Annotated in this window: 18 protein-coding genes; 4 read left to right on the top strand and 14 right to left on the bottom strand. The window is 72.9% G+C overall.

Features of this window, described 5'->3' with window-relative positions:
• Nucleotide 1 precedes the first annotated feature (1 nt).
• The 4 genes from QQ657_RS46605 to QQ657_RS46590 form a co-directional block, all read right to left on the bottom strand.
• The gene (locus QQ657_RS46605) at nucleotides 2-589 is read right to left on the bottom strand and encodes a TetR/AcrR family transcriptional regulator (RefSeq protein WP_284748839.1); all 588 of its coding nucleotides are present in this window, start codon (nucleotides 587-589) and stop codon (nucleotides 2-4) included.
• Between the two features lie 65 nt (nucleotides 590-654).
• Nucleotides 655-2,265, bottom strand: a complete 1,611-nt coding sequence (locus QQ657_RS46600; protein WP_284748838.1) for an amidohydrolase — start codon at nucleotides 2,263-2,265, stop codon at nucleotides 655-657.
• Between the two features lie 2 nt (nucleotides 2,266-2,267).
• Entirely contained in the window at nucleotides 2,268-3,011 is a 744-nt protein-coding gene (locus QQ657_RS46595; RefSeq protein ID WP_284748837.1) for a MoaF C-terminal domain-containing protein, read from the bottom strand.
• Nucleotides 3,012-3,017: 6 nt separating this feature from the next.
• Nucleotides 3,018-4,871 carry a primary-amine oxidase gene (locus QQ657_RS46590; RefSeq protein ID WP_284748836.1) on the bottom strand — a complete coding sequence of 618 codons (1,854 nt, stop codon included), beginning with the start codon at nucleotides 4,869-4,871 and terminating at the stop codon, nucleotides 3,018-3,020.
• 113 nt (nucleotides 4,872-4,984) lie between these two features.
• Here QQ657_RS46590 and QQ657_RS46585 point away from each other — a divergent pair, with 113 nt between their 5' ends.
• Nucleotides 4,985-5,695, top strand: coding sequence for an SDR family NAD(P)-dependent oxidoreductase (locus QQ657_RS46585; protein WP_284748835.1), 711 nt, complete (start codon nucleotides 4,985-4,987; stop codon nucleotides 5,693-5,695).
• A gap of 13 nt (nucleotides 5,696-5,708) precedes the next feature.
• Nucleotides 5,709-6,509, top strand: a complete 801-nt coding sequence (locus tag QQ657_RS46580; protein ID WP_284748834.1) for an SDR family NAD(P)-dependent oxidoreductase — start codon at nucleotides 5,709-5,711, stop codon at nucleotides 6,507-6,509.
• A gap of 4 nt (nucleotides 6,510-6,513) precedes the next feature.
• On the opposite strand, the gene QQ657_RS46575 is transcribed toward QQ657_RS46580, so the two are convergent.
• The 7 genes from QQ657_RS46575 to QQ657_RS46545 are packed head-to-tail and all read right to left on the bottom strand — an operon-like array spanning nucleotide 6,514 to nucleotide 13,110.
• Nucleotides 6,514-7,206: an ABC transporter ATP-binding protein gene (locus tag QQ657_RS46575; RefSeq protein ID WP_284748833.1), complete on the bottom strand. Its 693-nt coding sequence runs from the start codon at nucleotides 7,204-7,206 to the stop codon at nucleotides 6,514-6,516.
• Entirely contained in the window at nucleotides 7,203-8,903 is a 1,701-nt protein-coding gene (locus QQ657_RS46570; RefSeq protein ID WP_284748832.1) for a branched-chain amino acid ABC transporter ATP-binding protein/permease, read from the bottom strand. Before QQ657_RS46570 ends, QQ657_RS46575 begins: the two co-directional genes overlap by 4 nt.
• Nucleotides 8,890-9,750 (bottom strand): branched-chain amino acid ABC transporter permease, encoded by an 861-nt coding sequence (locus tag QQ657_RS46565; protein WP_284748831.1) that lies wholly within the window; start codon nucleotides 9,748-9,750, stop codon nucleotides 8,890-8,892. Before QQ657_RS46565 ends, QQ657_RS46570 begins: the two co-directional genes overlap by 14 nt.
• A gap of 10 nt (nucleotides 9,751-9,760) precedes the next feature.
• Nucleotides 9,761-10,930: an ABC transporter substrate-binding protein gene (locus QQ657_RS46560; protein WP_284748830.1), complete on the bottom strand. Its 1,170-nt coding sequence runs from the start codon at nucleotides 10,928-10,930 to the stop codon at nucleotides 9,761-9,763.
• Nucleotides 10,927-11,322, bottom strand: a complete 396-nt coding sequence (locus tag QQ657_RS46555; protein ID WP_284748829.1) for a nuclear transport factor 2 family protein — start codon at nucleotides 11,320-11,322, stop codon at nucleotides 10,927-10,929. The genes QQ657_RS46560 and QQ657_RS46555 overlap by 4 nt, the downstream gene beginning before the upstream one ends.
• Before the next feature lie 12 nt (nucleotides 11,323-11,334).
• Entirely contained in the window at nucleotides 11,335-12,096 is a 762-nt protein-coding gene (locus QQ657_RS46550; protein WP_284748828.1) for a MoaF C-terminal domain-containing protein, read from the bottom strand.
• Between the two features lie 57 nt (nucleotides 12,097-12,153).
• Nucleotides 12,154-13,110 (bottom strand): AraC-like ligand-binding domain-containing protein, encoded by a 957-nt coding sequence (locus tag QQ657_RS46545; protein ID WP_434056851.1) that lies wholly within the window; start codon nucleotides 13,108-13,110, stop codon nucleotides 12,154-12,156.
• A 326-nt stretch (nucleotides 13,111-13,436) separates the two neighbouring features.
• Here QQ657_RS46545 and QQ657_RS46540 point away from each other — a divergent pair, with 326 nt between their 5' ends.
• On the top strand, nucleotides 13,437-15,656 hold the full coding sequence (locus QQ657_RS46540) for an ATP-binding protein (protein ID WP_284748826.1): 2,220 nt from the start codon (nucleotides 13,437-13,439) through the stop codon (nucleotides 15,654-15,656).
• Nucleotides 15,657-16,057: 401 nt separating this feature from the next.
• On the opposite strand, the gene QQ657_RS46535 is transcribed toward QQ657_RS46540, so the two are convergent.
• From QQ657_RS46535 to QQ657_RS46525, 3 genes are read right to left on the bottom strand one after another with little or no spacing between them, the layout of a single operon-like run.
• A complete protein-coding gene (locus QQ657_RS46535; RefSeq protein ID WP_284748825.1) occupies nucleotides 16,058-16,774 on the bottom strand; it encodes a glycosyltransferase family 2 protein in 717 nt (238 codons plus the stop codon).
• On the bottom strand, nucleotides 16,771-18,012 hold the full coding sequence (locus QQ657_RS46530) for a bifunctional PIG-L family deacetylase/class I SAM-dependent methyltransferase (RefSeq protein WP_284748824.1): 1,242 nt from the start codon (nucleotides 18,010-18,012) through the stop codon (nucleotides 16,771-16,773). The genes QQ657_RS46535 and QQ657_RS46530 overlap by 4 nt, the downstream gene beginning before the upstream one ends.
• Entirely contained in the window at nucleotides 18,009-18,950 is a 942-nt protein-coding gene (locus QQ657_RS46525; RefSeq protein ID WP_284748823.1) for an acyl-CoA dehydrogenase family protein, read from the bottom strand. The genes QQ657_RS46530 and QQ657_RS46525 overlap by 4 nt, the downstream gene beginning before the upstream one ends.
• Before the next feature lie 482 nt (nucleotides 18,951-19,432).
• Here QQ657_RS46525 and QQ657_RS46520 point away from each other — a divergent pair, with 482 nt between their 5' ends.
• Nucleotides 19,433-23,989, top strand: a complete 4,557-nt coding sequence (locus QQ657_RS46520; protein ID WP_284748822.1) for a HAMP domain-containing protein — start codon at nucleotides 19,433-19,435, stop codon at nucleotides 23,987-23,989.
• Nucleotides 23,990-23,994: the final 5 nt, after the last annotated feature.

The following is a 23,994-nucleotide window of genomic DNA, read 5'->3' as shown; positions in this document are numbered from 1 at the left end:
GTCAGGGGCGGGTGAGTCTCCCGAGCAGCGACTCCAGGTGCCGGTGCTGGAGCTCGACGGTGGAGAACTCACCCGCCACCAGGCTCATGACGTTGGCGCCGGCGTTGAGCAGGACGATCTCGTCGACGAGCTGCTCGTCGGGGGTCCCGGTGACGATGTCGCCGTCCTCGCGGCCTTCGGCGAGGAAGCGGTGCAGGAGGCCGCGCCATTCGCGGACGTGCTCGAGGTACTTGTCGTGCATGGCCCGGTTGGCGAGCGACATCTGCCAGAAGATCATCAGCACCCGCCCGGCGGTGATGCGCTCTTCGTCGATCGGCATGGAGGAGACGCAGATTTCGCGGAGCGCGGTGAGCCCGCGAAGGCCGTCGAGCTCGACGTACTGGCGCATCATGTCGAGCGCGCGTTCGTAGGTGGCCGCGATGATGTCTTCCTTGCTGGGGAAGTACAGCTTGAGGGCACCATTGGCGAACCCGGCCGCGGCGGCGATCTCCCGCATGGTGGCGGCTTCGATGCCTCCGCGCACGATGAGGTCCCAGGTGACTTCGACGATGTCCCTGCGCCGCTGGTCGTGGTCGATGATCTTGGGCACCCGGCACCTCCCGCGCTGGTTTCTCTACCAGTGTAGGAGAAAGTACCGGCGGGTACAGCGCCGGGCTACCGCCGGAACACGCGCCGCCCCGCGAACCACGTCTCGACCACCTGGGTCCCGGCCACGTCGGCCGTCCGGAACGGATCGCGGTCCAGCACGACGAAGTCCGCCGACCGGCCCGGCGTCAGCGAGCCCGTGACGTCGTCGAGCCCGCAGGCCCGGGCCCCGCCGAGGGTGAACACCTCGATCGCTTCGGCCACCGTGATCGCCTGCTCGGGCCACAGCGCACCGGGCCGCCGCCCTTGCGGGTCCTGCCGCGTCACCAGGCCCGCGATGCCCTCCCACGCGTTCGGCGACTCGCTGACCGGCCAGTCCGAACCACCCGCGACCAGGGCGCCCGTGTCCAGCAGCGTGCGGTTCGGCTGCATCCGGGACGCGCGCGCCGCCGGCAGCACCTCCGCGATCCCGTCGGGGATCACGCCGGGCACCCACAAGAACGGCGAGATGTCGGCCGCCACGCCCAGAGCCGCGAATCGCGGGACGTCGGACGGATCGACGAACTGCCCGTGCGCCACCTGGAACCGCGTCTCGGTGTACCCCGCGGCCCGCACCCGGGACACCGCGTCGAGGAACTGCCGCACCGACGCGTCCCCGGTGCAGTGGACCTTCGCCGAAAACCCCGCCGCGGCCGCTTTCACCAGCCAGTCCGTCAGCTCCTCGGGTGGCATCGTCGTCGAGCCGCGGAAACAGCTGCCGTGGGTGTCGTCGGGGAGGTACGGCTCGAGGAACGCCGCCGTGCGCGTGGGCGGTACGCCGTCGAGGAAGATCTTCACGAAGTCCGGCCGGTGGTGCTCTGTGCGATACCTCCCGGCCACCTCCAGCAGCGGTGCGCCGATCGGGTCGAACCCGAAGATCGGGTCGTTGACCAGCAGCGACGACACCACCCACGCGTCCAGTTCCCCGGCGAGATCCAGCGAGTGGAGCGCACCCAGGATGTCGGTCGAGACGCCGGCGTCCTGGAACGCCGTGACGCCGAAGCCGTGCAGGATCTCGATCGCCCGCTGGGACGCCCGGCGGTGCTGCGCGGGAGTCAGCGCGCCGGTCACGCGCTCGACGAGCACGCCCGCCGCTTCCAGGAGGAGGCCGCTGGGCGAGCCGCCGTCCCGGACGATCACGCCGCCGGCCGGGTCCGGGGTGGCCGCGGTGATCCCGGCCAGCTCCAGGGCCCGGCTGCTCACCCAGCGGTTGTGCCGGCTGTCGTCGGTGAGCGAGACCGGCCGACCACTCGCGGCCTCGTCGAGCGCGCGCCGGGCCGACGCCGAAGACATCGTCTCCACCAGGGTGGACGCCCACGCCCCGCCGGTCAGCCACTCGTCCGGGCCCAGCGTGGCGGCTCGCGCGCGGACCGCGTCGAGGATGTCGTCGAAGCTCGCGTCCGCACCGAAGGTGAGCTCGAACAGCTCGGCGCGCCCGGCCATCGCGTGGTGGTTGTGCACGTCGACCAGGCCCGGCAGGACGAACGCCCCGCCGAGGTCCAGCACCTCGGTGCCGGGCCCGCGGTCGACGTCCTCGAGCGCGACGATCTTCCCGCCGGTGACGGTCAGGGACGATGCCCACGGCCGGGCCTTGTCCACTGTGTACACCACGGCGTTGGTGACGACGAGGTCGGCGGCCACGGTCAGCTCTCCGCCGGGTCGAGGTGTCCGGGGTGGACGGTGGTGCTCAGCAGCCGTCCGTGCGCGCCGAAGGTGAAGTGCGCCGCCCGCTCGCCGGTCGCGCCGAGTCCGAAGAGGACACCGTGCGAGCGCAGCCCGCGGGCGTCGCGGTGGTCGGCGATCGTCACCGACGCGCACGGGATCACCTTCTCCCGCCAGGTGAAGACGTGGATCCCCGGCCGCACCCGGTACACGGTGTTCTCGTCGGTGTCGGCGAGGCCGTGTTCGGGCCCGGCCAGGCACTGCCACGTGTACCAGTGCGGGCTGAGGTAGACGTGCTCGTAGGCGTGCTGCTCGCTGTAGACCCACAGCACCCGCCGGCCGATCAGCGCGGTGCTCGGCGCCATCGCCTCGCCGCGGACCTCGATGCCGTCGATCGTCGCGGGCCGGAACTCCTGGGTGACGCGCGGGGTGCCGGTGTCGCCGATGCGGGTGGTGATGACGAGGGCGCGGCCGTCGCGCACGTCGAGGACCAGCGAGACGGCTTCGCGAGCGTCGCCGGGGTCCGGCTGGACGTAGTACAGCCCGTCGTCGACGAGGAAGGTTTCGCCGGGTTCCGTGCCGTTCCAGGTGAAGACCGGCCCGTCGTCAGTGCGCAGGACGAACGAGCGGCCGTGCAGGTCGCCGACGACCGGTGCCTTGTTCGCGTCGAACCCGGGGGCGAGGCCGTCGAGCGGGAGCCAGGTGGAGGTGTCCGAAAGGGTCATGTGTCCTCAATGGTCGCAGTGGTCGCCGGCGGGCAGGTCGAGCGCGGGGTTGCGGTCGCAGAAGCCGGCCGGCCGGAACAGGAAGCCGGACTTGTCGACCGGCATCACGGGCCAGTCCTCGGGCCGGGGGACGTGGGTGGGGCCGAAGACGTGCCAGAGCACGAGGTCGGCGTCGACGAGGTCGCGGTCCGCGGCCGTCCAGGCGGGCAGGCCCGCGCCGCCGGGGTGGGCGCCGGGCCGCTCGCCGGCCGGGTAACGCTCGTCGTCGCGGTACGGGGTCGCCCACAGGTGCTTCGTCGCGAACGTCGCCCGCGCGTGCACGGACGCTTCGGGCTGGGCCATCAGCGTCGCCGACGGACGCGGGACGAGCTGGTAGGCGGTCGGCTTGCCGAGCCGGTTCACCCGCGAAGCGCTGCGGACCTCCCAGACGCGCGCGCGGGCCGGATCGGCGAGGCGCCTGGCCTCGCTTTCGGTCCGCAACGGCGTGCTCTGCCAGGTGAACGCGTTGCCGTACGGGTTGTCCGGGCCGGTCGGCACGCCCACGACGTCCACCTCGTGCAGGCTGGTGAGCCCGCCGTCGACCTCGACGTCGAGCCGGGCGCAGAACAGGTGCTGGTGCACCGGCGCGAACAACCCGGGCGCGAGCTCGGTGGCGTGACGCTGGTCCTGCCCCGGCGTCCCGGCGCCGCAGAAGACGACCCCGGTGGCCTTCGCCTCGAACTCGATCGTGCCGTCGAGGTGGAAGTACCAGTAGTGGCCGTAGTCGTAGTTGCCGATGGTGGAGATCGAGGAGACGACGAGCCGCCGCGAGCGGCGCACCTCCGGCGTCCCGGTGAGGTCGGTGTGCTTCCAGAGGATCCCGTCGTCTTCCTCGTGCAGGCAGATCGCCCGCGGGATCTCGACCGGCTCGCCGTGGTCGTCGGCGACCCAGGCGGGGAAGTAGCGGATCTCGCCGACGCAGTCGCAGCCGAGGCGCAGGTCGTTGCCGTTCTTGCCGAACTGGTACTCGCCCGCGTCGAAGTAGCTGATCCAGAACCGGCCGGGCGCGACGTCCCCGTACGGGACCACCATCTCCGGAACGGAGGCCCGGTACAGGACCGGCCGGTCCTGGAAGCTCACCCGGTGCAGGGTCAGGCCTTCACGGGCGTTGAAGCCGACGCGCAAGCGCCAGCCCTCCCAGGTCACCTCGGTCCCGTCGACGGTGAAGCTCGGGCCGGCGGGCTGGGTGATCTCGATCGGCCGCTGCGTCGTCCGGGCGGGGATCCCGGTGTAGAGGCCGGGCTCGGCCGGAACCGGGACGTCGCCCGCGTCCTCGACGCGCAGGACCTCCTGCCGCGTGAGATCGAGGTGCACGACCAAGCCCTCGACCGGGTGCGCCCACGGGCTGTCGCCTTCGTCCTCGCGCAGGAAGGTCAGCGAGCGCATGATGCGGCCGGTCTCGTCCTCGCGGCCGAAGTAGCCCGGAGCCAGGGGCGCGCAGAAGGCGTGCTCGACACGGTCGCCGAGGCCGCGGCGGACCATCGCGGCCTGCCAGCCCTCGGACGCCTTCGTGAGCCGCTCGGCGAGCTCGTACTCCTCGAAGAGGTAGGACGGCTGGCCGTCCGCGGTGGCCCAGTCGTCCCAGGAGACCAGTTCGTGCTCGGTGACGTCGACGACTGCTTCGCCGGCGCGGCCGGTGGCGGTGTCGAGCAGCGTGTAGCGGATCCGCCGGCCGGGGTGCGGTTCGTCCTTGGCGGGTTCGAGGGGGACGACCTGGGGGAACCGGATCGGGCCGTCGGCGAGGCCGGCGGCGGCGAGGACCGCGCGGCCGGCGGAGAGTTCGGCGGCGGTCAGCGGGTCGAGGGGGTGCGGCGTGCTCACCCTGGACAGTCTCACGCGCCGGCGTGCCGCGCGGAACCGCCCGTGCGGCCGCGGACAACAAGGCTGCGCTCGACGCCAACCGCGGCGCGGGCGGCGGCAGTGAGGATGGGCGCATGAGAACCGAACTGGCCGGGAAGGCGGTGCTGGTGACCGGCGGGGCGTCCGGGATCGGGCTGGCCTGCGTGCGGGCGTTCCAGGAGGAAGGGGCGTGGGTCGGGGTGATCGACCGGACGCCGGGGCCTGCCGTCGAGGGTGGGTTCGTCCGGGCCGACGTCACCGACGAGCCCGCCCTGGCTGCCGCGGTCGGTGACCTCGCCCGCCGGCTGGGCGGCTTCGACGTCGTCGTCGGGTGCGCCGGGGTCTCCGGGCCCGTCGGCAAACCCCTCGCCGAGACCACCGCCGCCGAGGTGGCCGCCGTGCTCGCCGTCAACGTCACCGGGCAGTTCCTGCTGGTCAAGCACGCGCTGCCGCACCTGAGCGACGGCGGCTCGGTCGTTCTCCTCGGCAGCGACTCCGCGTTCGCCGCCGCGCCGGGCATGGTGCCCTACTGCGCGTCCAAGGGTGCCGTCGTCGCCATGACCCGGGCGCTGGCCGTCGAGGTCCCGGGGATCCGCGTCAACTGCGTGTGCCCCTCGGTGGTCGACACGCCGATGGCGCGCGGCGACCTCGGTGACGTCCTCGACGACCCGGCGTTCCCCGTGCAGCAGGCCCAAGACGTCGCCCGGCAAGTGCTGTTCCTCGCGTCCCCCGCTTCCCGGCCGGTCAACGGCCAAGCCCTGCTGGCCGACTTCGGGATGTCGGCCCGCTCGGCGTTCCCCGCCTAGGAAAGGATCCACAGTGGACACATCGGCAAGGGTCGTCGCCATCACCGGCGGCGGCACCGGCATCGGCGCGGCGGTCGCCCGGCGCTACTCGGGCGAAGGCGATGGGGTCGTCGTGCTGGGACGGCGTCGCGAGCCTCTGGAGAGGGTCGCCGCCGAGACCGGCGCGCACGTGATCGCGTGCGACGCGAGCGTGCGTGCCGACGCCGAGCAGGCGATCGCGGAGATCGTCGGCCGGTACGGGCGGCTGGACGTCGTGGTCGCCAACGCCGGCGGGCACGGCCTGTCCTCGGTCGCCGACACCGGCGACGACGAGTGGGAGCTCGCGCTGCGCTCGAACCTGTCGAGCGCGTTCGTCCTGTGCCGGGCGGCGCTGCCGGCGCTGGTCGGGACGGGCGGGCAGATCGTGGTGGTGTCGTCGCTGGCCGGGCTGTTCGCCGGGCCGAACGTCGCCGGGTACACGGTGGCCAAGCACGCCCTGATCGGCCTGACCCGCTCGATCGCCCGCGACTTCGGGCCGCGCGGGGTGCGCGCGAACGCCGTGTGCCCCGGCTGGGTCCGCACGCCCATGGCGGACGGCGAGATGGACCAGTTCGCGGCGGCGGCCGGCTTCGAAGGCGGCCACGACGAGGGCTACCGCCGGGTGACGGCCGAGGTCCCGCTGCGCCGCCCGGCCGAGCCCGAGGAGATCGCCGCGGTGGTCCGGTTCCTGGGTTCGCCGGAGTCGTCGTACATCACCGGCGCGGTCCTGGTCGCCGACGGCGGCGCCCACTGCGTCGACCTCCCGACGCTGGCCTTCGAGCGCGCCGGGATGTGAGGCGTCAGGTGCCCAGGTAGGCGGCGTGCAGCGTTGCGGGCGAGTCCAGCAGCGTCTGCGCGTCGCCCGCGTACGTCACCCGGCCCGACGACACCACCAGCGCCTCCTGCGCCACGCCCAGAGCCAGGTGCGTGAACTGCTCGACCAGCAGGATCGCCGCGCCCTCGGCCGCGAAGCGCGTCACCACCGGCAGCAGCCTGGTGAACACCACGGGGGCCAGTCCCAGCGACATCTCGTCGATGAGCAGGAACGCCGGGCGCGCCGCGAACGCCCGTGCCAGCACGACCATCTGCTGCTCGCCGCCGGACAGCAGCGCCGCGGGGGAGTCGCGGCGCTTGTCCAGTTCGGGAAAGAGGGAAAGCACGTCATCGAGCCGGGCCGGCGTGCGCGCGGTGAGGCGGAGGTTCTCCAGCACCGTCAACCCGGGGAACACCGCCCGGCCCTGCTCGATGTGCGCCAGCCCGAGCCGCGCCCGCGCCACCCGCGAATGCCGGGTGATGTCGACGTCGCCGACGTGGACGCGGCCCGCCGACGGCGCCACGACCCCCGACACGGCTTCCAGGAGGCTCGTCTTGCCGGCGCCGTTCGGCCCGACCAGTGCCGTGATCCGGCCGGGCTCGAGCGTGAACCCGACGTCCCGGATCACCGGGCCCGCGCCGCGCTTCACCGTCAGCCCGTCGACACGCAACGCCGTCACAGCAGCTCCGTTTCGCCCATGTACGCCTTCAGGACCGCCGGGTCGGCGAGCACGTCCGCCTGCGGACCGCTCGCCAGCACCTCGCCGAAGTCGAGCACCGTCAGCCGGTCGCACACCGACCGCACCAGGTCGAGGTCGTGCTCGATGAGCAGCACCGACACCCCGAATCGGGCCGGTACCTGCCGCAGCCGCCGTCCGAACGCCACGTGCTCCTCGTGCGGCAGGCCGGCCGCCGGTTCGTCGAGTAGCAGCACCCGCGGCCGGGCCAGCAGGTGGCCGACGACCTCGACGAGCCGTCGCGCGCCGGCGTCCACCCGGGACAGCGGGGTCCGCGCCGGCGGGCAGCCGAAGAACTCCAGCGCGTCGGCGACCTCGGTGCCGGAGAGCCGTCGGCGGGCGACGAACCGGACGTACGCCCCGACCGTCAGCCCGGGTGGGACGCGGTCCTGCTGGAACGTCCGTCGCAGCCCGCGCCGGGCCCGGCGGGTGGGCGAGCCGGTCAGCGGACGGCCGTCCAGCGTGACGGTCCCGGTCGCCCGCGGCAGGAAGCCGCTGACGACGTCGACCAAAGTGGACTTCCCGGCGCCGTTCGGCCCGATCACGCCGAGGATGCCGTGCTCGGGCACCACGATGTCCACCTCGGACAGTGCCTTGACGTGCCCGAAGTGGACACTCAGCCCGCGCACCTCCAGCACCGGCTCGCCCGGCGGCAGCGGCTCGGCTTCCGCGATGTCCGTGAGGCAGGCCCCGGCCGGTCCGCGGGACCGGCGCCGGTGGACGAGGTTCCGGACGGCCGTGCCGAGGTTGCCGCGCCCGGCCAGGGCCTGGATGCCGAGCACGCCGAAGATCACGAACCCCCAGTCCTGCGGCACGCCCCAGCGTTTCAGCAGCTCCGGCACCGCGACCCAGAGCAGCGCGCCGAACACCGCCATGTCGATGAGGTGCGCGCCGGACATGACGGCCAGCACGTACAGCGCGAGGGACTGGATCGCGGTGAAGCTCGCCGGGAAGGCGAGGCCGACCTGGCCGGTGAGCAGGCCGCCGCTGACGCCGCCGAGCGCGGCGCTGACCGCGAACGCCGTCAGCTTCGACGTCCGCACGCCGGCGCCGACCGCGGCGGTGCCGCGCTCGGAGAACGCGACGAGGTGCCAGCTGCTGCCCCAGCGGCCACGGCGCAGGTAGTGCACGAGCAACCCGCAGGCGACCAGGACCAGCACCGCGAACAGGAAGTACGACCGGTCGTCGGAGAACGCCTCCGGCCGCTCGACCGGGAGCCCTTCCGTGGCGCCGGGGAACTGGATCTGCACCAGCGTGAGGTCGGCGGCCGCGGCGAGCCCGAGGGTGACGACGGCGAGCGTGATCCCGCGCAGCCGCAGCGCGGGCAGCCCGACGAGCACGCCGGCCACGGCGGCGGCCAGCCCGCCCAGGACGAGCCACACGACGAACCCGCCGGGCACGCCGGCGACGTTGCACGCCGAGACGACGAACGCGCCGACCGCGCCGAACGTGAGCTGGCACAGCGAGACCATCCCGGCGGTGCCGGTCACGACGCCGAGCCCGAGCAGGGCGATCGCCGCGACGACGGCGCTGACGCCGAGGTAGACGAAGTACCCGGCCAGCCCGACGCTCAGCGCGTAGCCGACCGCGATCGCGGCGGCCGCGACGAGCAGCGGCAGGAACCGCTCAGCGAGCCGCATCCCACACCTCCTTGCGCTGCGTCCACAGCAGCAGCGCGACGATGACCAGGAACGGGAGGAAGTACCGCAGCACCGACAGCCGGTCGGACTGGGCGACCGCGCCCTGCGCCATGCCGAGCACCAGCCCGCCGGCCACGGCCAGGTCGAGGCGACGGAAGCCGCCGAGCAGCGCGGCCGCGGCCGCCGGGACCACCAGCATGGCCAGCGACGTCGGGTCGTTCGACTGCGACGGCGCGACGATCGAGACGGCGAGCGTGGCGATCACGCCGGTCGCCGTCCAGACGCCGACCGACAGCGGCCGGGCCGGGATGCCCAGCAGCTCCGCCGTCGTGGGCCGCTCGGACAGCGCGCGCAGCCGGACGCCGAGCGTCGTGCGGGCCAGCACCACCCGGCAGCCGAGCGCGACCAGCACGGCCAGTGCGACGGTGACCACCGTGACCTGGCTGATCACCACGCCGCCGAGGGTGAACGCCGGCCCGGCCAGCAGCGGGTGGAACGGCTGCGGCTTGTTCCCGAACAGGATGAACGCCAGGGAGATCAGCAACAGCAGCACCGCGACGGTCACCGCCGAGCGCGTCCCGGTGTCCGCCTCGGCCAGCCAGGTCGAGACGATCCAGCCGAGGACCGCGCTCAGCGCACCGCCGAGCACGATCCCGGCCACCGTGGCCAGCCACTCCGGAAGTCCCAAGTGGACCGACAGGAACACTGCGACGTAACAGCCGAACATCCCGGTGGCGGACTGCGCGAAGTTGACCACGCGCACCAGGCGCGACATCAGCGTCAGGCACACCGCGAGCACCGCGTAGAGGCCGCCGGCGGCGAGACCGGCCAGAGCGCCCTGCAGCATGGACGTCCTCCTAGGACTGGGGGATCCGGAGCCAGTCCTGCCCGGCCAGCTCCCACTTGTTCGTGCCGGTGGCGAGCTTGATCGGCCACCCGGCGGTGTTGTCGTGGTGTGCCTGCGCGGGGCCGAACACGTACGGCGTGCCGACCATCGGGTCGCTGACCGGCTTCATCTCGCGCAGCGCCTTCGTCACCGACTCGCGCGTGATGTCACCCTGGATTCCTTTGAGGACGTCGAGGAAGTACTTCGCCGCCAGGTAACCGCCCTGGCTGAACGACGTCAGCGGGATCTTGTTCTTCGTCATCAGGTCGCGCCAGTCCTTCGTCTGCGGGCTGCCGGCGTCGGTGAACGGGTAGAACTCCGCCGGCACGTACACCCCGGCGCCGGCGTTCGAGATCGCCTTCGCGTAGTTCTCGCTGTAGACGCTGGTCAGCAGCAGCCAGGTGACGTCGTTCCAGCCCTGCGCCTGCGCGGCCTTGAGCTGGCCGATGGAATCCGGCTCGACGGGGTTCACGGTGATCGCTTTGCAGCCCGCCGCGCGCGCCTTGACGATGTAGGACGTGTAGTCGGAGCCACCGTAGGGCACGGTCGCGTCGAGGTACTTGAGCTTCTTGCCGGTGATCTTCGTCCACTCGTCGATCGCGGCCTGGTACGCCGGGAGCGTGTTGCCCGCGATCTCCAGCAGCGCGCAGATGTCGTTCAGCTTCAGCGTTTCCGAGCCGTAGAGCAGGGTGAGCGTCATGTCGTGGAACGGCCCGACGTTGACCGGCGCGATGTTCGGGCTGGAGAAGCACGCCGGGTCGACGCCGATGCCCTGCACGGACAGGATCTTCTGCTGCTCGTAGTACTTCGCGTTGATCTCGCACTCGATCAGGCTCGACGACCCGACGAGCGCGACGCCCTCGTCGCCGCCGACCACCTCGCGGGCGGCCGCCGCGGCTGCCGCCGGGTCGCCCTTGTCGTCGATCGCCTTGTACTCGATCTTGCGGCCGTTGACACCCCCGGCGGCGTTGGCCGCGTCGAACACGGCCTTGGCCGCCTGCGAGGCCTCCGGGAAGGTCGCCGCGCCGCTGAGCGCGTTCACCGAGCCGACGACGATCGGGCCGTCCGCGCCGGCGCCGGACCCGGCGCAGCCCGCGGCGAGGAGAGTGGCGGCCGCCAGGGCGGGAAGGATCTTTCTCATGACTGCTCCCGGGTCGCGGCCACGACGGGCGCGGAGTCGACGATCTGCTCGAACGAGATGACGTCGCCGCCGTCGAAGCGCCACAAGTGCGCGACGCGGGCGGTGAACGACCGGCCGGTCCGGCGGTGGGTGCCGGTGTAGGTGCCGACGCCGACGACGGTGTCCCCGGCGTCGAGGAGATCGGCGAGGGTGAAGCGGTAGCCGTCCCAGTCCCGTCCGATCGGTTCGAAAACGTGGCTCCGGACCTGGTCGGGGCCGGTGTAGGTGCCGGCGTAGGGGAAGCCCGCGGCCTCCGTCCACGTCGTCTCCGGGCCGAGCGGGGCGAGCATGCCGGGCAGGTCGCCGCGGTCGCTGGCGGCGTAGTGCGCGCGGATCACGTCCACAGTGGACATAGGGGGTCTCCTTCAGACGGGCTGGGCGTCGGGATAGGCGACCGACCCCAGCGGGTAGATGTGCCCGCCGGCGCGGGAGTGCTCGGACCGGCCGTCGCCGGTGAGGCCGAGGAAGACGCCGGTGGTGCGCAGCGCGTGGCCGAGGTCGTGCAGCCACACGCTCGCCACGGCGATCCGGAACTCCCGGAAGCAGAACAGGTAGAGGCCGTCGGCGAACTTCCACACCGTCGAGAGGTCCATATCACCGTGGCCGCGCTGGACGCCTTCGAGGCACTGCCACGCGTAGCGCTCCGACGAGATGTAGACGTGCTCGTAGAGGTGTTCAGGGCTGTAGCGGTAGAGGTTGCGCTTGCCGATGAGGTCGCGCGACGGCCCGGGCGCGACGCCGGAGGGCGGGCCGCCGTCGGTGACACCGGACTGGAAGCTTTGGGAGACGCGCGGAACGACGTCTTCCGCACCGATCACCGAGCGGACGGCGAGCGCGCGATGGGACGTCGTCGAGTACACGACGGTGAGCGCTTCGCCGTCGACGCTGGTGAGCGGCAGGTTCACGAAGAAGACGTCGTCGCGCACGGCGACCGCGTCGTACGGGTCTTCGACGCCGTTGCAGACGACGTGCTCGGCGTCTTTGAAGCTCAGGGAAAGGACTTCGCCGTCGTCGAGGGTGATCGTGACGTCCCGGCCGGTGAGGTCGGCGTCCGGCAGGCGGTAGGTGGCGATCCCGGCGGCGAACTCGTCGTAGGTGCGCCAGCCGTCGGTGGGGGCTTCGGGCATGGCCTCATCGTCGGGCGGGGCGAGCGGCCCGGCGAGCGGTCACGCGCTGCGGGGCAACTACCGGTCGCTGACGGTCAACTCCCGGCGCAGCTCGCTCGGCGCCCGGCCGAACGCGCTCTTGAACACCCGGCTGAAGTGCGCGGCGTCGACGAACCCCCAGCGCGCGGCGATGGCCGCGACCGGGCGGCCGGCGTGGACGGGGTCGAGCAGGTCACGGCGGCAGTGTTCGAGCCGGCGCGTGCGGATCCAGCCGGCGACGGTGGTGCCCTGCTCCTGGAAGAGGCCGTGCAGGTGCCGCGTCGAGATGAAGTGCTCGGCGGCGATCCGCCCCGGGCCGAGGTCGGCCGAGGACAGGTTCGCGTCGATGTGCGCGCGGATCCGGCGCATCAGCTCGTGGTGCGGGTCTTCGTTCGCCAGGTCCAGTTCGGTGGCGACGAGCGTGGAAAGGAGGTCGACGGCGCTGTGCGCGAGCCGCGCGCCCGCCGGGCCGGCCAGCTGGTCGAGGTTGCCGCCGAGCTGGGCGAGGAACGGCACGACGACGTTCCCGACGCCCTCCTTGCCCGACATGCGCACGGCGGTGAGCCGGCCGACGAGCTCGGCGGGCAGGTCGATCAGGCGCTGCGGGAACATCACGACGAGGGTGCGGAAGTCCTCTTCGAACACGAGCGAGTAGGGCCGGTGGGTGTCGTAGAGGGCGACGTCACCGGGGCGCAGGACGGCTTCGCGGCCGTCCTGCACGAGCAGGCTGGTGCCGGCGAGGATGAGGCTGAGCTTGTAGTACCGGCGTTCGCCGCGCCCGATGAGCTCAGGCGTCCGTTCGACGACATGCGGCGACGCGGTGACCTCGGAGACCTGCACCTCATCGGCGGCCGACGAGCGGATCCGGCCACGGAAGCCATCCCGGCCGTCGGTGACGTGCAGGGGGACGAACGACTGCGAGACGGCGGTACGGAACTCGGTGAAGTCACGGGCGATGAGAGTCGTGGGGGCGGGCACGGGGTCACCTCGCAGCATCGAGAGGGGAGCAGTGTCGTATACGATAAGCGATACGATCCCCGGCGACAATGCTCGGTGGTGGAGAGTGGGCGCGGCCGGGTTGCCGGCTCGGCCCGCTGTCGGCGGTCCGACCTCGCTCGGCGCGTTGCCGGTGGCCTGACCCGGCCTGGCCCGGTGTCGGCGGCTCAACCCGGCCCGCCCACTGCCGGCGTGAGCAACAGGAGCAGGTCCGAGCCGCCCAAGCGAGCACCGCTCACCGGGACAGCCGGCGAACCTCCGTCACTCCGGCGTCTGGCGCCCTCCCACCCCGCCATGTGATCCTCATCCGGGGAGGAGAGGCGGGGATGGATTCGTTCGGCACGACGCTGCGCCGGCTCCGGCGCGCTGCGGAGCTGACCCAGGAGGCGCTCGCCGAGAAGTCCGGCCTCAGCGGCCAGGCCATCGGCGCGCTCGAACGCGGGGATCGGCGCTACCCGCACCGTGACACCCTCGACCGGCTCGCCGACGCCCTCGGCCTCGCCGGCGACGACCGCGCGGAGTTCGCCGCCGCGGCCGCGCGGCCCGGGAGTCCCGCTCGCGCGGATGCGGATGCCGTCCCGCGGGAGCTGCCCGGCGGGATCGCCGTGTTCACCGGCCGCGAAGCCGAGCTGGACCGCATCCTTGGTCTGCTCGGCGAACCCCGGCAGGGCGGCGTCGTCGCCATCGCCGGGATGGCGGGCGCCGGGAAGACCGCGCTCGCCCTCGAAGCCGGCCACCGCCTCGCCCGGCGCTTCCCCGACGGCTCGCTCCACCTCGACCTGCGCGGCCACGCCGCCGACCCGCCGGATCCCCTCGACCTGCTCGACCGGCTCATCCGCGAACTCGGGGGCGAGCCGCCGACACCGCTGTCGCTCGACTCCGCGTCGGCCCGCTTCCGGACGCTGCTCGCCCCGAAGCGCGTCCTGCTCCTGCTCGACAACGCCCGCGACGCCGCCCACGTCGCGCCGCTGCTGCCCGGGGCCGGCGGCTCGGCGGCGATCGTCACCAGCCGCGTCGCGCTGACCGACCTCCCGCAGGCGCACCAGGTGCTGCTCGACGTCCTGCCCGAGGCGGACGCGCTGCGCCTGCTCGCGGCCGAGATCGGGGCTGAGCGCGTCGCGGCCGAGCCCACCGCCGCCCGGAACGTGGCACGCCTGTGCGGCTACCTGCCGCTGGCGCTGCACCTGGTCGGCGCCCGCCTGGCGACGCGGCCGCGCTGGCCCGTCGCCCACCTCGCGCACCGGCTCGACGACGAGCGCCGCCGCCTCGACGAGACGGGCGTCCGGACCAGCTTCGCCCTCGCCGTCGGCGCTCTGGACGACACCGCGGCCCGCGCGTACCCGCTCCTGTCGCTGCTCGACGTCCCGGAGCTGTCGGTGCCCGTCGCGAGCCGGCTGCTCGACGCGCCGGAGCGGGCGACGGAGGCGCTGCTGGAGCGGCTCACCGACGAGCACCTCCTGACCACGCCCGCGCCGGGCTGGTACCGGCTGCACGACCTGCTCCGGCTCTTCGCGCGGGAGCACGCGGCGCGGTTGCCGGCGGGCGAGCGGGCCGCGGCGATCACCCGCGTCGTCGAGCTCTGCGCGGCGATGGCGTGGCAGAGCATGGGGCTCGTTTCGGCGGCTTCGCACCGTCACGACTGGGCGGCCGGGCGGTGGGCGGACGCGGGACCGGCGTCCGCCGAGGAGGTGTTCGCCTGGCTCGACCGGCACCAAGCGCACCTGGTCACGGTCGTGCGACAGGCCGCCGCGACACCCGGGGTGCCGCCCGAGGCGATCGCCGCCGTCGGGCTCGGCCTGTACGAATACCACCGCGCGCGGGCACGCTGGCGGGACGCCATCCAGGTCGACGAGGTCGCCCTCGAGCTGGTCGACGGCGTCGACCCGGTCGCGGCCGCGACGCTGCGCAACGACCTCGGGGTCGCCGAGGCCGAGCTGGCGAGCGGCGGTGAAGCGGCGGGTTTCCGGCGGTCGCACGCGTTCCTCCGCCGGAGCCTCGCGGACTGGGAGGCGATCGGCGACGAGCGTCAGCTGGCGGGCATCCTCAACAACCTCTGCTTCGTCTACGGCCTCGGCGACGACGTCGACGCGGCCATCGGCTTCGGCGAGCGGAGCCTGGCGCTCAACCGGTCGCTCGGGCTGCGGTACGTCGAGACGCTCAACCTGGTCAACCTCGCCGTGCTGTACGGACGCCAGGGCGACCGCGCGCGTGAGCTGGCGTACGCGACCGAAGCGGTGTCCGTCGGCGAAGAAAGCGGCGACGTCCGCGGGACGGCGTACGGCCGGATGCGGATCGGGATCGTGCACCGGGAGCTGGGCCGGTTCGACGTCGCGGTCGAGGAGCTGAGCCGGAGCGCGGACCTCTGGCGCGAGGCGGGCGTCCGGCTGTACGAGGCGATGACGCTGGCCGAGCTGGGCCGCGCGCACCTGGGCCGAGCGGACCGCGACCGCGCGCGCGAGGTGCTCACGGACGCGCTGGAGCTGATGCGGGAGTACGGCGGTGAGGAGCGCGCGGCCGAGGTCCGAGCGGAGCTGGACCGGTTGTGACCACGGCCGTCAGGTAGGGCCGGGCACGGTGCGCGGGGACGCAGGCGACCACGCCGTCGTGGGACCCGCAGACGAGAGTGACGGTGTCGCGGACCCGCTCGACGAGGACGACGTGCGTCGGTTCACCCGCCGCGGCGGCGGGCGCCCCGGCGAGGAAGGACGCCGCGACGAGCGCGGCGAGAAGCGTTGTCCAGGCGGCTCTCACCGGTGCCCTTCTCGTCGGGAGCTGGCGGCAAGGCCGATCTTGGTGGCCCGCGGGCCGGCGCGACAGCGACAACCTCTACGAAGGACCTCTACAAGTGGTTGCGACGGGCATCTCGTGTGATTGAGCGGGCATCACGCGTGATTGAGCGGGCATCACTTGTGATTGGAGGGGCATCACGCGTGATCGGGCGGACCGGTCAGGCGACCGTGTCCTCGGCCAAGGTGCTGAGCAGGGCCGCGAGGCCGTCCGGGGCCCGGCCCCGCAGCCTCGCGCTCGTCACCACCGGGGCTCCGGACTCGTAGCACCGGCGGAAGCCCGCCTGGCCGAGCCGGCGCCACAGGTCGTGGTCCTCGCCCGTCGCCCGGGGGCCGAAGCCGCCCACCACGTCGAACGCGTCCGCTCGCACGCCCAGGTTCGCGCCGTACACCGACCCGTGTCCCTCCGTCGTGCGCGCCTGGTCGAGGACGTCGTCGTACCGGGAAAGCGCCCGCGCCGACGCACTGAACGGCGCCGACAGCTCCGCCGTCCCCGCGATCGCGTGGTACCCCTGCCGTGCCCGGGCCAGGTGCGCCCGCGCCCACCCGGGCGTCACGCGCGAGTCGGCGTCCGTGCTCAGCAGCAGCGTCCGCGCCGCCGGTGTGCCCAGTAACTCGCGGACCCGGGCGACTCCCAGGTCGCGCACCTCGCCGATCGTCCGCGCCGACCGGGAGACCACGACCACGCCCGGCACGTCACCGAACGCCGCGCGGGCCACCGCCGCCGTCGCGTCGTCGCAGCGGTCGGCGACGACGCAGACCGCGCACGCGACTCCGGCGGGCAGCCGCCGCAGCGCGAGATCCACCGCGCGTACGCACGCACCGACCAGCGTGGCTTCGTCCCGCGCGGGCACCACGACGCCGACCGCCGTGATCACCGGCGCCTCAGCACGTGCAGCAGGAACTGCTCGTCGGTGTGCTCGGCCAAGGGCTCGAACGCGGGGTGCGCGAGCAGCCGCGCGTGCGCGTCCCGGCCGTCACGCGGTGCTTCGGGCGCCCACGGGAGCCAGTGCACGGCGAGCAGGTGCCCGCCCGGACGCAGGGCTGCCGCCGACGCTTCGATCGTCGCGTCGAGCGCGTCATCGTCGAAGTAGTACAGAAGCTCGCTGTACACCAGCAGGTCGACCGGCCCGGCCGGCAGCGTGTCCGGCACCGATCCCTTGTGGACGTCCACATGGGACAGATCGGCGACGGCCGCCCGGGCGCGCTCCACCGCCGCAGGCACGGGGTCGAACGCGATCACCCGGTCGGCGCGCGCCGCGAGGTCGCGGGTCAGCACGCCCACGCCGCACGCGGGTTCGACGACCGTGCCGTAGTGCTCGTCGGGCAGGCAGGCGAGCACCATCGCCCGCTTCCGCCGCTCGTACCACTTCGTCCCCACCGACCACGGGTCCTCCTGGGCGGCATACAGCGAAGCGAACCGGCTGACCGGCGCCGACGTCCGCGGCGGCTGCCGGAAGAACACCTCGGTGTCGCCGGTGAAGTGGGCCAGCACCTCCGGCGGCAGGATCGGGTCCTCGCCCCGCGGGCCGGGCTCGAGCTGCGAGGTGAACGTCGCGATCGCCGCCGCCTTGGCGGCCCGTTCCGCGCCGGTGAGCCGCAGCGACCGCGCGCGGGGCCACGGGATGGCCGGGTCGTCCGGGCGCAGCCGGTGCCAGAGCCAGATCGGGTACGACCAGCACTGCGCGGCGACCGGCGCCGCGGCGAGCGCGGCCCGGGCGGCCGCCCGGTGGTCCGGGTGCGGGTCGTCCGGCCACGGCAGCAGGCACAGATCGTGCCCGGCCGCGTGCGCACGCAGCACGGAGGTCAGCTCGTCCTCGTGCGCGGCCAGCCCGGAGTCCGGCAGCCCGGCCCACACCGGCTCGACGCTCGAAAGGCCTTGCGACCGAAGGGAATCCGACAGTTCGTGCCGACGTGTCCGGGCCAGCTCACGACGTTCCGCGGCGCCGGCGGCGGGAAAGGCGGCTTCGCCGTCGGTCGCCACGACGAGCGTCACCGCGGTGCCGGCGGCGTGCAGGCGCTGCAGCAGGCCGCTCGCGCCGAGCGTCTCGTCGTCCGGGTGCGCGGCGACGACGAGAGCGCGCTCGAACGGCTCCGCCGGCCAGTCCGCGATCACGCCGGGCCCAGAACGAGGCGGCCGAGGGCGGCGAGATCGCGTTCGGCGTGGTGCTGCCGGACGTAGACCGGCAGGTCGGCGACCCGCTGGGCGAAGCGCCGGTCCCGGCACGCCGGCGTCGGCCCGGTCACTTTGAGCGCCCGCTCCAGGACCTCGACGGCGGCGCGTTCGGCCGCGGCCCGGCAGGTGCCGGCGACGAGGGCGTCCACGTCGCTTTCGGCCGCGCGGGCCAGCACGGCTTCCGCGCAGCTCAGCGCCGTGTGCATCGCGCCGACGTGGGCGAGCTGGTGCTCGTCGGCGCCGCCGCGCTCGCGCAGGTAGGCGAGGACGCCGTCGAGGAGGCCCGCGGCGCCGCCGAGCCACACGGCCGCGACGCCTGCTCCGCCGAGCGCGAACCCGGGCCGGGCCACGTACCAACGGGGCGGCCCGACGAGGGTGCCGGGCACCCCGTCGAACACCACGTCACCGCTGTCGGAGGCGTCCATCCCGACGGCTTGCCACGCGTCCGGGTGCCGCCGGACGCCGGGGTCGGCGAGGTCCACCTCGACCAGCCGGTCGCCGGCGGCCACCAGCGCGCGTTCCAGCAGGGAAAGCCCGGAGCAGAACCGGACCGTCCCGGTGAGCGCGCCGCCGTCCCAGACCGCGCCGGTGCCGCCGGACTTCGCCGCCCACACGCCGTAGAGCGCGCCCGGGGCGGCGGAGCGGCCGGCCTCGGCGAGGATCGTGACGGCGTCGGCGTGCCCCTCGGCGAGCCGGGCCAGCGTCAGGTCGCGGCGGCCGAACGCGGCCAGTGCCGCCCAGCGGGCCGCGGTCCGCGCACCACCGGGCAGCGGCAGGTCGAGCTCGCCCGCGGCGTACCGGGAGCGCAGTTCGGCGCCGACCACCGCGGTGGTGCGCGGCGACGGCAGGGGTTTCGGCGGGGTTTCCGCCAGCAGCATGGTCACAAGATCGGCGCTTACCCGCTTTCCGGCGGGTTACGCGACATGTGAAGGCATTCACGGCCGGGCGTTCCCAGGGTGTGACGAGAATCCGCGGCGAGCGGAGGGGCCGGGCCCGTTCCGCCGCTCCACGCGGGAGGGTCACCCGCTCGGCGCGGCGCGCGCATTTTCGCTCCACAATGGAGTGTCCACTGTGGACGTAAAGCGGACATGGCTACGCCCGGCGCCGCCGTGGAGCTCGCGTCACCGGTCTCCGTCACGGCGTTCAGCCGAACGGGTCAATACGGCCGGATGGCCTGGGAGGAAAGGAAAGGCTGGGGAGCACCGCCTGGAGAGCGCGCACGGACACGGGTGCGGCTGGTTGCTCAACCGTTGCCGCTCAGCATAGTGCAGCTGCACTATGCTGGACCATCCCGGTGGGCACACCGGGACGGCGCCGGGGTGCCGACAAGCGAAGAAACGGGTGGCGGATGGGTGGGGCAATGGTCGAGGGGACGCGCCCGGGTGCCAAAGGCGCAGTCGCAGGCGTGGGCGAGGCGGGGGAGCAGGAGCTGCGCCGGCTGCTGGCCGGCCTGACCGCGGTCCGCGACGGCGACTTCGGCATCCGGCTGCCCGGCGGGGCCGACGGTGACGGCTTGCTCGGCGAGATCGCCACCGTGTTCAACGGCATGGCCGACCAGCTGTCGCTGTTCACCTCCGAGGTCACCCGCGTCGCGCGGGAGGTCGGCAGCGAGGGGCAGTTGGGCGGGCAGGCGAAGGTCCCCGGCGTGTCCGGCACATGGAAGGACCTCACCGACTCGGTGAACGCCATGGCGGGAAATCTCACCACCCAGGTCCGCGACATCGCGCAGGTGGCGACCGCGGTCGCGAAGGGCGACCTGTCGCAGAAGATCGACGTTGACGCCCGGGGCGAGATCCTGGAGCTGAAGGACACCGTCAACACGATGGTGGACCAGCTGTCCTCGTTCGCGGACGAGGTCACCCGGGTGGCGCGCGAGGTGGGCAGCGAGGGCCGGCTCGGCGGCCAGGCCCAGGTGCCCGGCGTCGGCGGCGTGTGGCGCGACCTCACCGACTCGGTGAACTTCATGGCCGGGAACCTGACCGACCAGGTCCGCAACGTCGCGCAGGTGACGACAGCGGTCGCGAAGGGCGACCTCTCGCAGAAGATCACGGTCGACGCCCGCGGCGAGATCCTCGAGCTGAAAAGCACGATCAACACGATGGTGGACCAGCTGTCGTCGTTCGCCGACGAGGTCACGAGAGTGGCGCGCGAGGTGGGCACTGAAGGCCGCCTCGGCGGCCAGGCCGACGTCAAGGGCGTCTCCGGCACCTGGCGTGACCTCACCGACTCGGTGAACTTCATGGCCGGGAACCTGACCGACCAGGTCCGCAACATCGCCCAGGTCGCGACGGCCGTCGCGAAGGGCGACCTGTCGCAGAAGATCAACGTGACCGCCCGCGGCGAGGTCCTGGAGCTCAAGGACACGCTGAACACGATGGTGGATCAGCTGTCAGCGTTCGCGGACGAGGTCACCCGGGTGGCGCGTGAAGTGGGCACCGAGGGCCGGCTTGGCGGTCAGGCCGACGTCAAGGGCGTGTCCGGGACGTGGAAGGACCTCACCGAGTCGGTCAACGTCATGGCCGACAACCTCACCGCGCAGGTCCGCTCGATCGCCCAGGTCACGACGGCCGTCGCGCGCGGCGACCTGTCGCAGAAGATCCGGGTCGACGCCCGCGGTGAGATCCTCGAGCTGAAGGACACCATCAACACGATGGTGGATCAGCTGTCCGCGTTCGCGGACGAGGTGACCCGCGTGGCGCGCGAGGTCGGCACCGAGGGCAACCTGGGCGGCCAGGCGACCGTCCGCGGCGTGTCCGGGACCTGGAAGAACCTCACCGACAACGTCAACGTGATGGCGTCCAACCTGACCGGCCAGGTCCGCTCGATCGCGCAGGTCGCCACGGCCGTCGCGCGCGGCGACCTGTCCGGCAAGATCACCGTCGAGGCCAAGGGCGAGGTCGCGGCGCTGGCCGACGTCATCAACACGATGGTCGACACGCTGTCCGCGTTCGCGGACGAGGTCACCCGCGTGGCGCGCGAGGTCGGCACCGAGGGCATGCTCGGCGGCCAGGCCCGCGTGCCGAACGTCGCCGGCACGTGGAAGGACCTCACCGACAACGTCAACTCGATGGCGAACAACCTCACCGGGCAGGTCCGCAACATCGCCCAGGTGACCACCGCCGTCGCCCAGGGCGACCTGACCCGCAAGATCGACGTCGACGCGCGCGGCGAGATTCTGGAGCTGAAGACCACGATCAACACCATGGTCGACCAGCTCTCGGCGTTCGCCGCGGAGGTCACCCGTGTCGCGCGCGAGGTCGGCAGCGAAGGCCGCCTCGGCGGCCAGGCCGAGGTCGAGGGCGTGTCCGGCACCTGGAAGCGGCTCACCGAGAACGTCAACGAGCTGGCCGGGAACCTCACCCGGCAGGTCCGGGCGATCGCCGAGGTCACCAGCGCGGTCGCCGAGGGCGACCTGACCCGCTCGATCACCGTCGACGCCTCCGGCGAGGTCGCCGAGCTGAAGGACAACATCAACTCGATGGTCGAGTCGCTGCGCGAGACGACGCGGGCGAACCAGGAACAGGACTGGCTCAAGTCGAACCTGGCCACGATCACCGGGCTGATGCAGGGCCGGCGCGACCTCGCCGTCGTCGCGGCCGCGGTGATGGACGAGCTCGTCCCGCTGGTCAACGCCCAGTTCGGCGCGTTCTACCTGGCCGACGACACCGCCGAGGTCCCCGAGCTGCGGCTCGTCGGCGCTTACGGCCACCCGGACGACGGTGACGGCCCCGCCGTCCGGTTCCGGATCGGCCAGTCGCTGGTCGGGCAGGCCGCGCGCAGCCGCCGCCCGATCGCGGTCGACGAAGTGCCGCCCGGCTACGCGACGATCTCCTCCGGGCTCGGCAGCACCGTGCCGGCCAGCCTGATCGTGCTGCCGATCGTGGTCGAGGACCAGGTCCTCGGCGTGCTCGAGCTGGCGTCGGTGCACGGCTTCACCGCGGTGCACCGGGCCTTCCTAGAGCTGCTGATGGAGCAGATCGGCGTCAACGTCAACAGCATCGTCGCCAACGCCCGCACCGACGAGCTGCTCGGCGAGTCGCAGCGGCTGACCGCCGAGCTGCAGACCCGGTCCGAGGAACTGCAGGCGCGCCAGGAAGAGCTCCAGTCGTCCAACGCCGAGCTGGAGGAGAAGGCGGCGCTGCTCGTCACGCAGAACCGCGACATCGAGACGAAGAACCTCGAGATCGAGCAGGCGCGCCAGGAGCTGGAGGCGCGCGCCCAGCAGCTGACGATCGCGTCGAAGTACAAGTCGGAGTTCCTGGCCAACATGAGCCACGAGCTGCGCACCCCGCTCAACAGCCTGCTGATCCTCGCCCAGCTGCTCGCGCAGAACCCGACCCGCAACCTCACCGCGAAGCAGGTCGAGTACGCGGGCATCATCCACTCCGCGGGCTCGGACCTGCTGCAGCTGATCAACGACATCCTCGACCTGTCGAAGGTCGAGGCCGGGAAGATGGACGTCACCCCGGAGCAGGTGTCGCTGCGCGGCCTGCTGGACTACGTCGAGGCGACGTTCCGGCCGATGACGTCGCAGCGCACCCTCGACTTCCGGATCACCGTCGCCCCCGGTTCGCCCGTCGAGCTGCTCACCGACGACTCCCGGCTGCGGCAGGTGCTGCGCAACCTGCTGTCCAACGCGGTCAAGTTCACCGAGGTCGGCGGGATCGAGCTGCACATCGAGCCGGTCGACGCGGAAAACCTGCCCCGGCCGCTGCGCGCGCACGGGCCCGCGGTCGCGTTCCGGGTGACCGACACCGGCATCGGCATCGCCGAGCACCAGCTGGAGTCGATCTTCGGCGCGTTCCAGCAGGCCGACGGCACCACCAGCCGCAAGTACGGCGGCACCGGGCTCGGCCTGTCGATCAGCCGCGAGATCGCCCAGCTGCTCGGCGGGTTCATCACCGCCGAGAGCACCCCCGGCGAGGGCAGCTCGTTCACGTTCTCCCTGCCGGTCGCGCGACCGGACTTCGCGACGCTGCCCGCGGGCGAGCACCCCGGCACGGCCGTCGCGGTCGGGGACGCGGGGACCGCCGTCACGACCTCGGTGCCGCGCACCCACCGGCGGCTGCTGGTCGTGGAAGAACGCCAGCACGGGCTGCTGACGCTCGTCGCCGAGAGCGCCGCCGCGGACCTGGCCGAAGGCCGGGACATGGGGATCTCGCCGGCCGAGGTCGAAGTGGTGACGGCGGTCGGCACGCAGGAGGCCGCGGCCGCGCTCGCCACCGACGCTTACCACTGCGTCGTGCTGGACCTGGATCTGCCGGACCGCACGGCGTTCGGCTTCCTGGACGCGATGCAGGGCGACAGCGCGCTGCGGATGGTGCCGGTGCTCGCGCACAACAGCCGCCGGCTCGACAGCGAGCTGGAACAGCTGGTGCAGTCCCGCGCGGACGTGCCGTCGCTGGAAGTGCTGTCCGGTCTCGACGAGCTGCGGGAGCGGATCGCGCTGCACCTGTCGGCGGAGGAACCGGGGGCGGTGCTGCCGCTGGTCCGCCCGGACGAGCCGGCCGCGCCGGTGCGGGCGGCCGACGTCGACACGACCCTGGCCGGGCGCACGGTGCTGATCGTCGACGACGACCCGCGCAACGTCTTCGCGCTGACCGGGATCCTGGAGCTGCACGGGATGCAGGTGCTGCACGCCGAGGACGGCCGCAAGGGCGTCGAGACCGTCGCCGCGCACCCGGGCATCGACCTCATCCTGATGGACGTGATGATGCCGGAGATGGACGGCTACACCGCGACGGCGAAGATCCGCGCGATGCCCGAGCACGCCGGCATCCCGATCGTCGCGGTCACGGCGAAGGCGATGCCCGGCGACCGCGAGAAGAGCCTCGCGTCGGGGGCCACCGACTACGTGACCAAGCCGGTGGACGCGGACGATCTCATCGCCCGCATCAAGCGGCACGTGACGGCGTGATCGGC

The organism is Amycolatopsis ponsaeliensis (genome assembly GCF_030182635.1).
GTDB lineage: Bacteria > Actinomycetota > Actinomycetes > Mycobacteriales > Pseudonocardiaceae > Amycolatopsis > Amycolatopsis ponsaeliensis.
Note: the sequence above shows the minus strand (reverse complement) of the source record. Positions and strands in the feature narration are given on the sequence as shown.

What these genes read in the sequence shown, in the direction of transcription:
- QQ657_RS46570 (WP_284748832.1), bottom strand. Translation starts at nt 8,903, where the DNA reads ATGCGGCTCGCTGAGCGGTTCCTGCCGCTGCTCGTCGCGGCCGCCGCG.
- QQ657_RS46555 (WP_284748829.1), bottom strand. Translation starts at nt 11,322, where the DNA reads ATGTCCACTGTGGACGTGATCCGCGCGCACTACGCCGCCAGCGACCGC.
- QQ657_RS46525 (WP_284748823.1), bottom strand. Translation starts at nt 18,950, where the DNA reads ATGCTGCTGGCGGAAACCCCGCCGAAACCCCTGCCGTCGCCGCGCACC.
- QQ657_RS46540 (WP_284748826.1), top strand. Translation starts at nt 13,437, where the DNA reads ATGGATTCGTTCGGCACGACGCTGCGCCGGCTCCGGCGCGCTGCGGAG.
- QQ657_RS46545 (WP_434056851.1), bottom strand. Translation starts at nt 13,110, where the DNA reads ATGCTGCGAGGTGACCCCGTGCCCGCCCCCACGACTCTCATCGCCCGT.
- QQ657_RS46520 (WP_284748822.1), top strand. Translation starts at nt 19,433, where the DNA reads ATGGTCGAGGGGACGCGCCCGGGTGCCAAAGGCGCAGTCGCAGGCGTG.
- QQ657_RS46550 (WP_284748828.1), bottom strand. Translation starts at nt 12,096, where the DNA reads ATGCCCGAAGCCCCCACCGACGGCTGGCGCACCTACGACGAGTTCGCC.
- QQ657_RS46595 (WP_284748837.1), bottom strand. Translation starts at nt 3,011, where the DNA reads ATGACCCTTTCGGACACCTCCACCTGGCTCCCGCTCGACGGCCTCGCC.
- QQ657_RS46565 (WP_284748831.1), bottom strand. Translation starts at nt 9,750, where the DNA reads ATGCTGCAGGGCGCTCTGGCCGGTCTCGCCGCCGGCGGCCTCTACGCG.
- QQ657_RS46560 (WP_284748830.1), bottom strand. Translation starts at nt 10,930, where the DNA reads ATGAGAAAGATCCTTCCCGCCCTGGCGGCCGCCACTCTCCTCGCCGCG.
- QQ657_RS46585 (WP_284748835.1), top strand. Translation starts at nt 4,985, where the DNA reads ATGAGAACCGAACTGGCCGGGAAGGCGGTGCTGGTGACCGGCGGGGCG.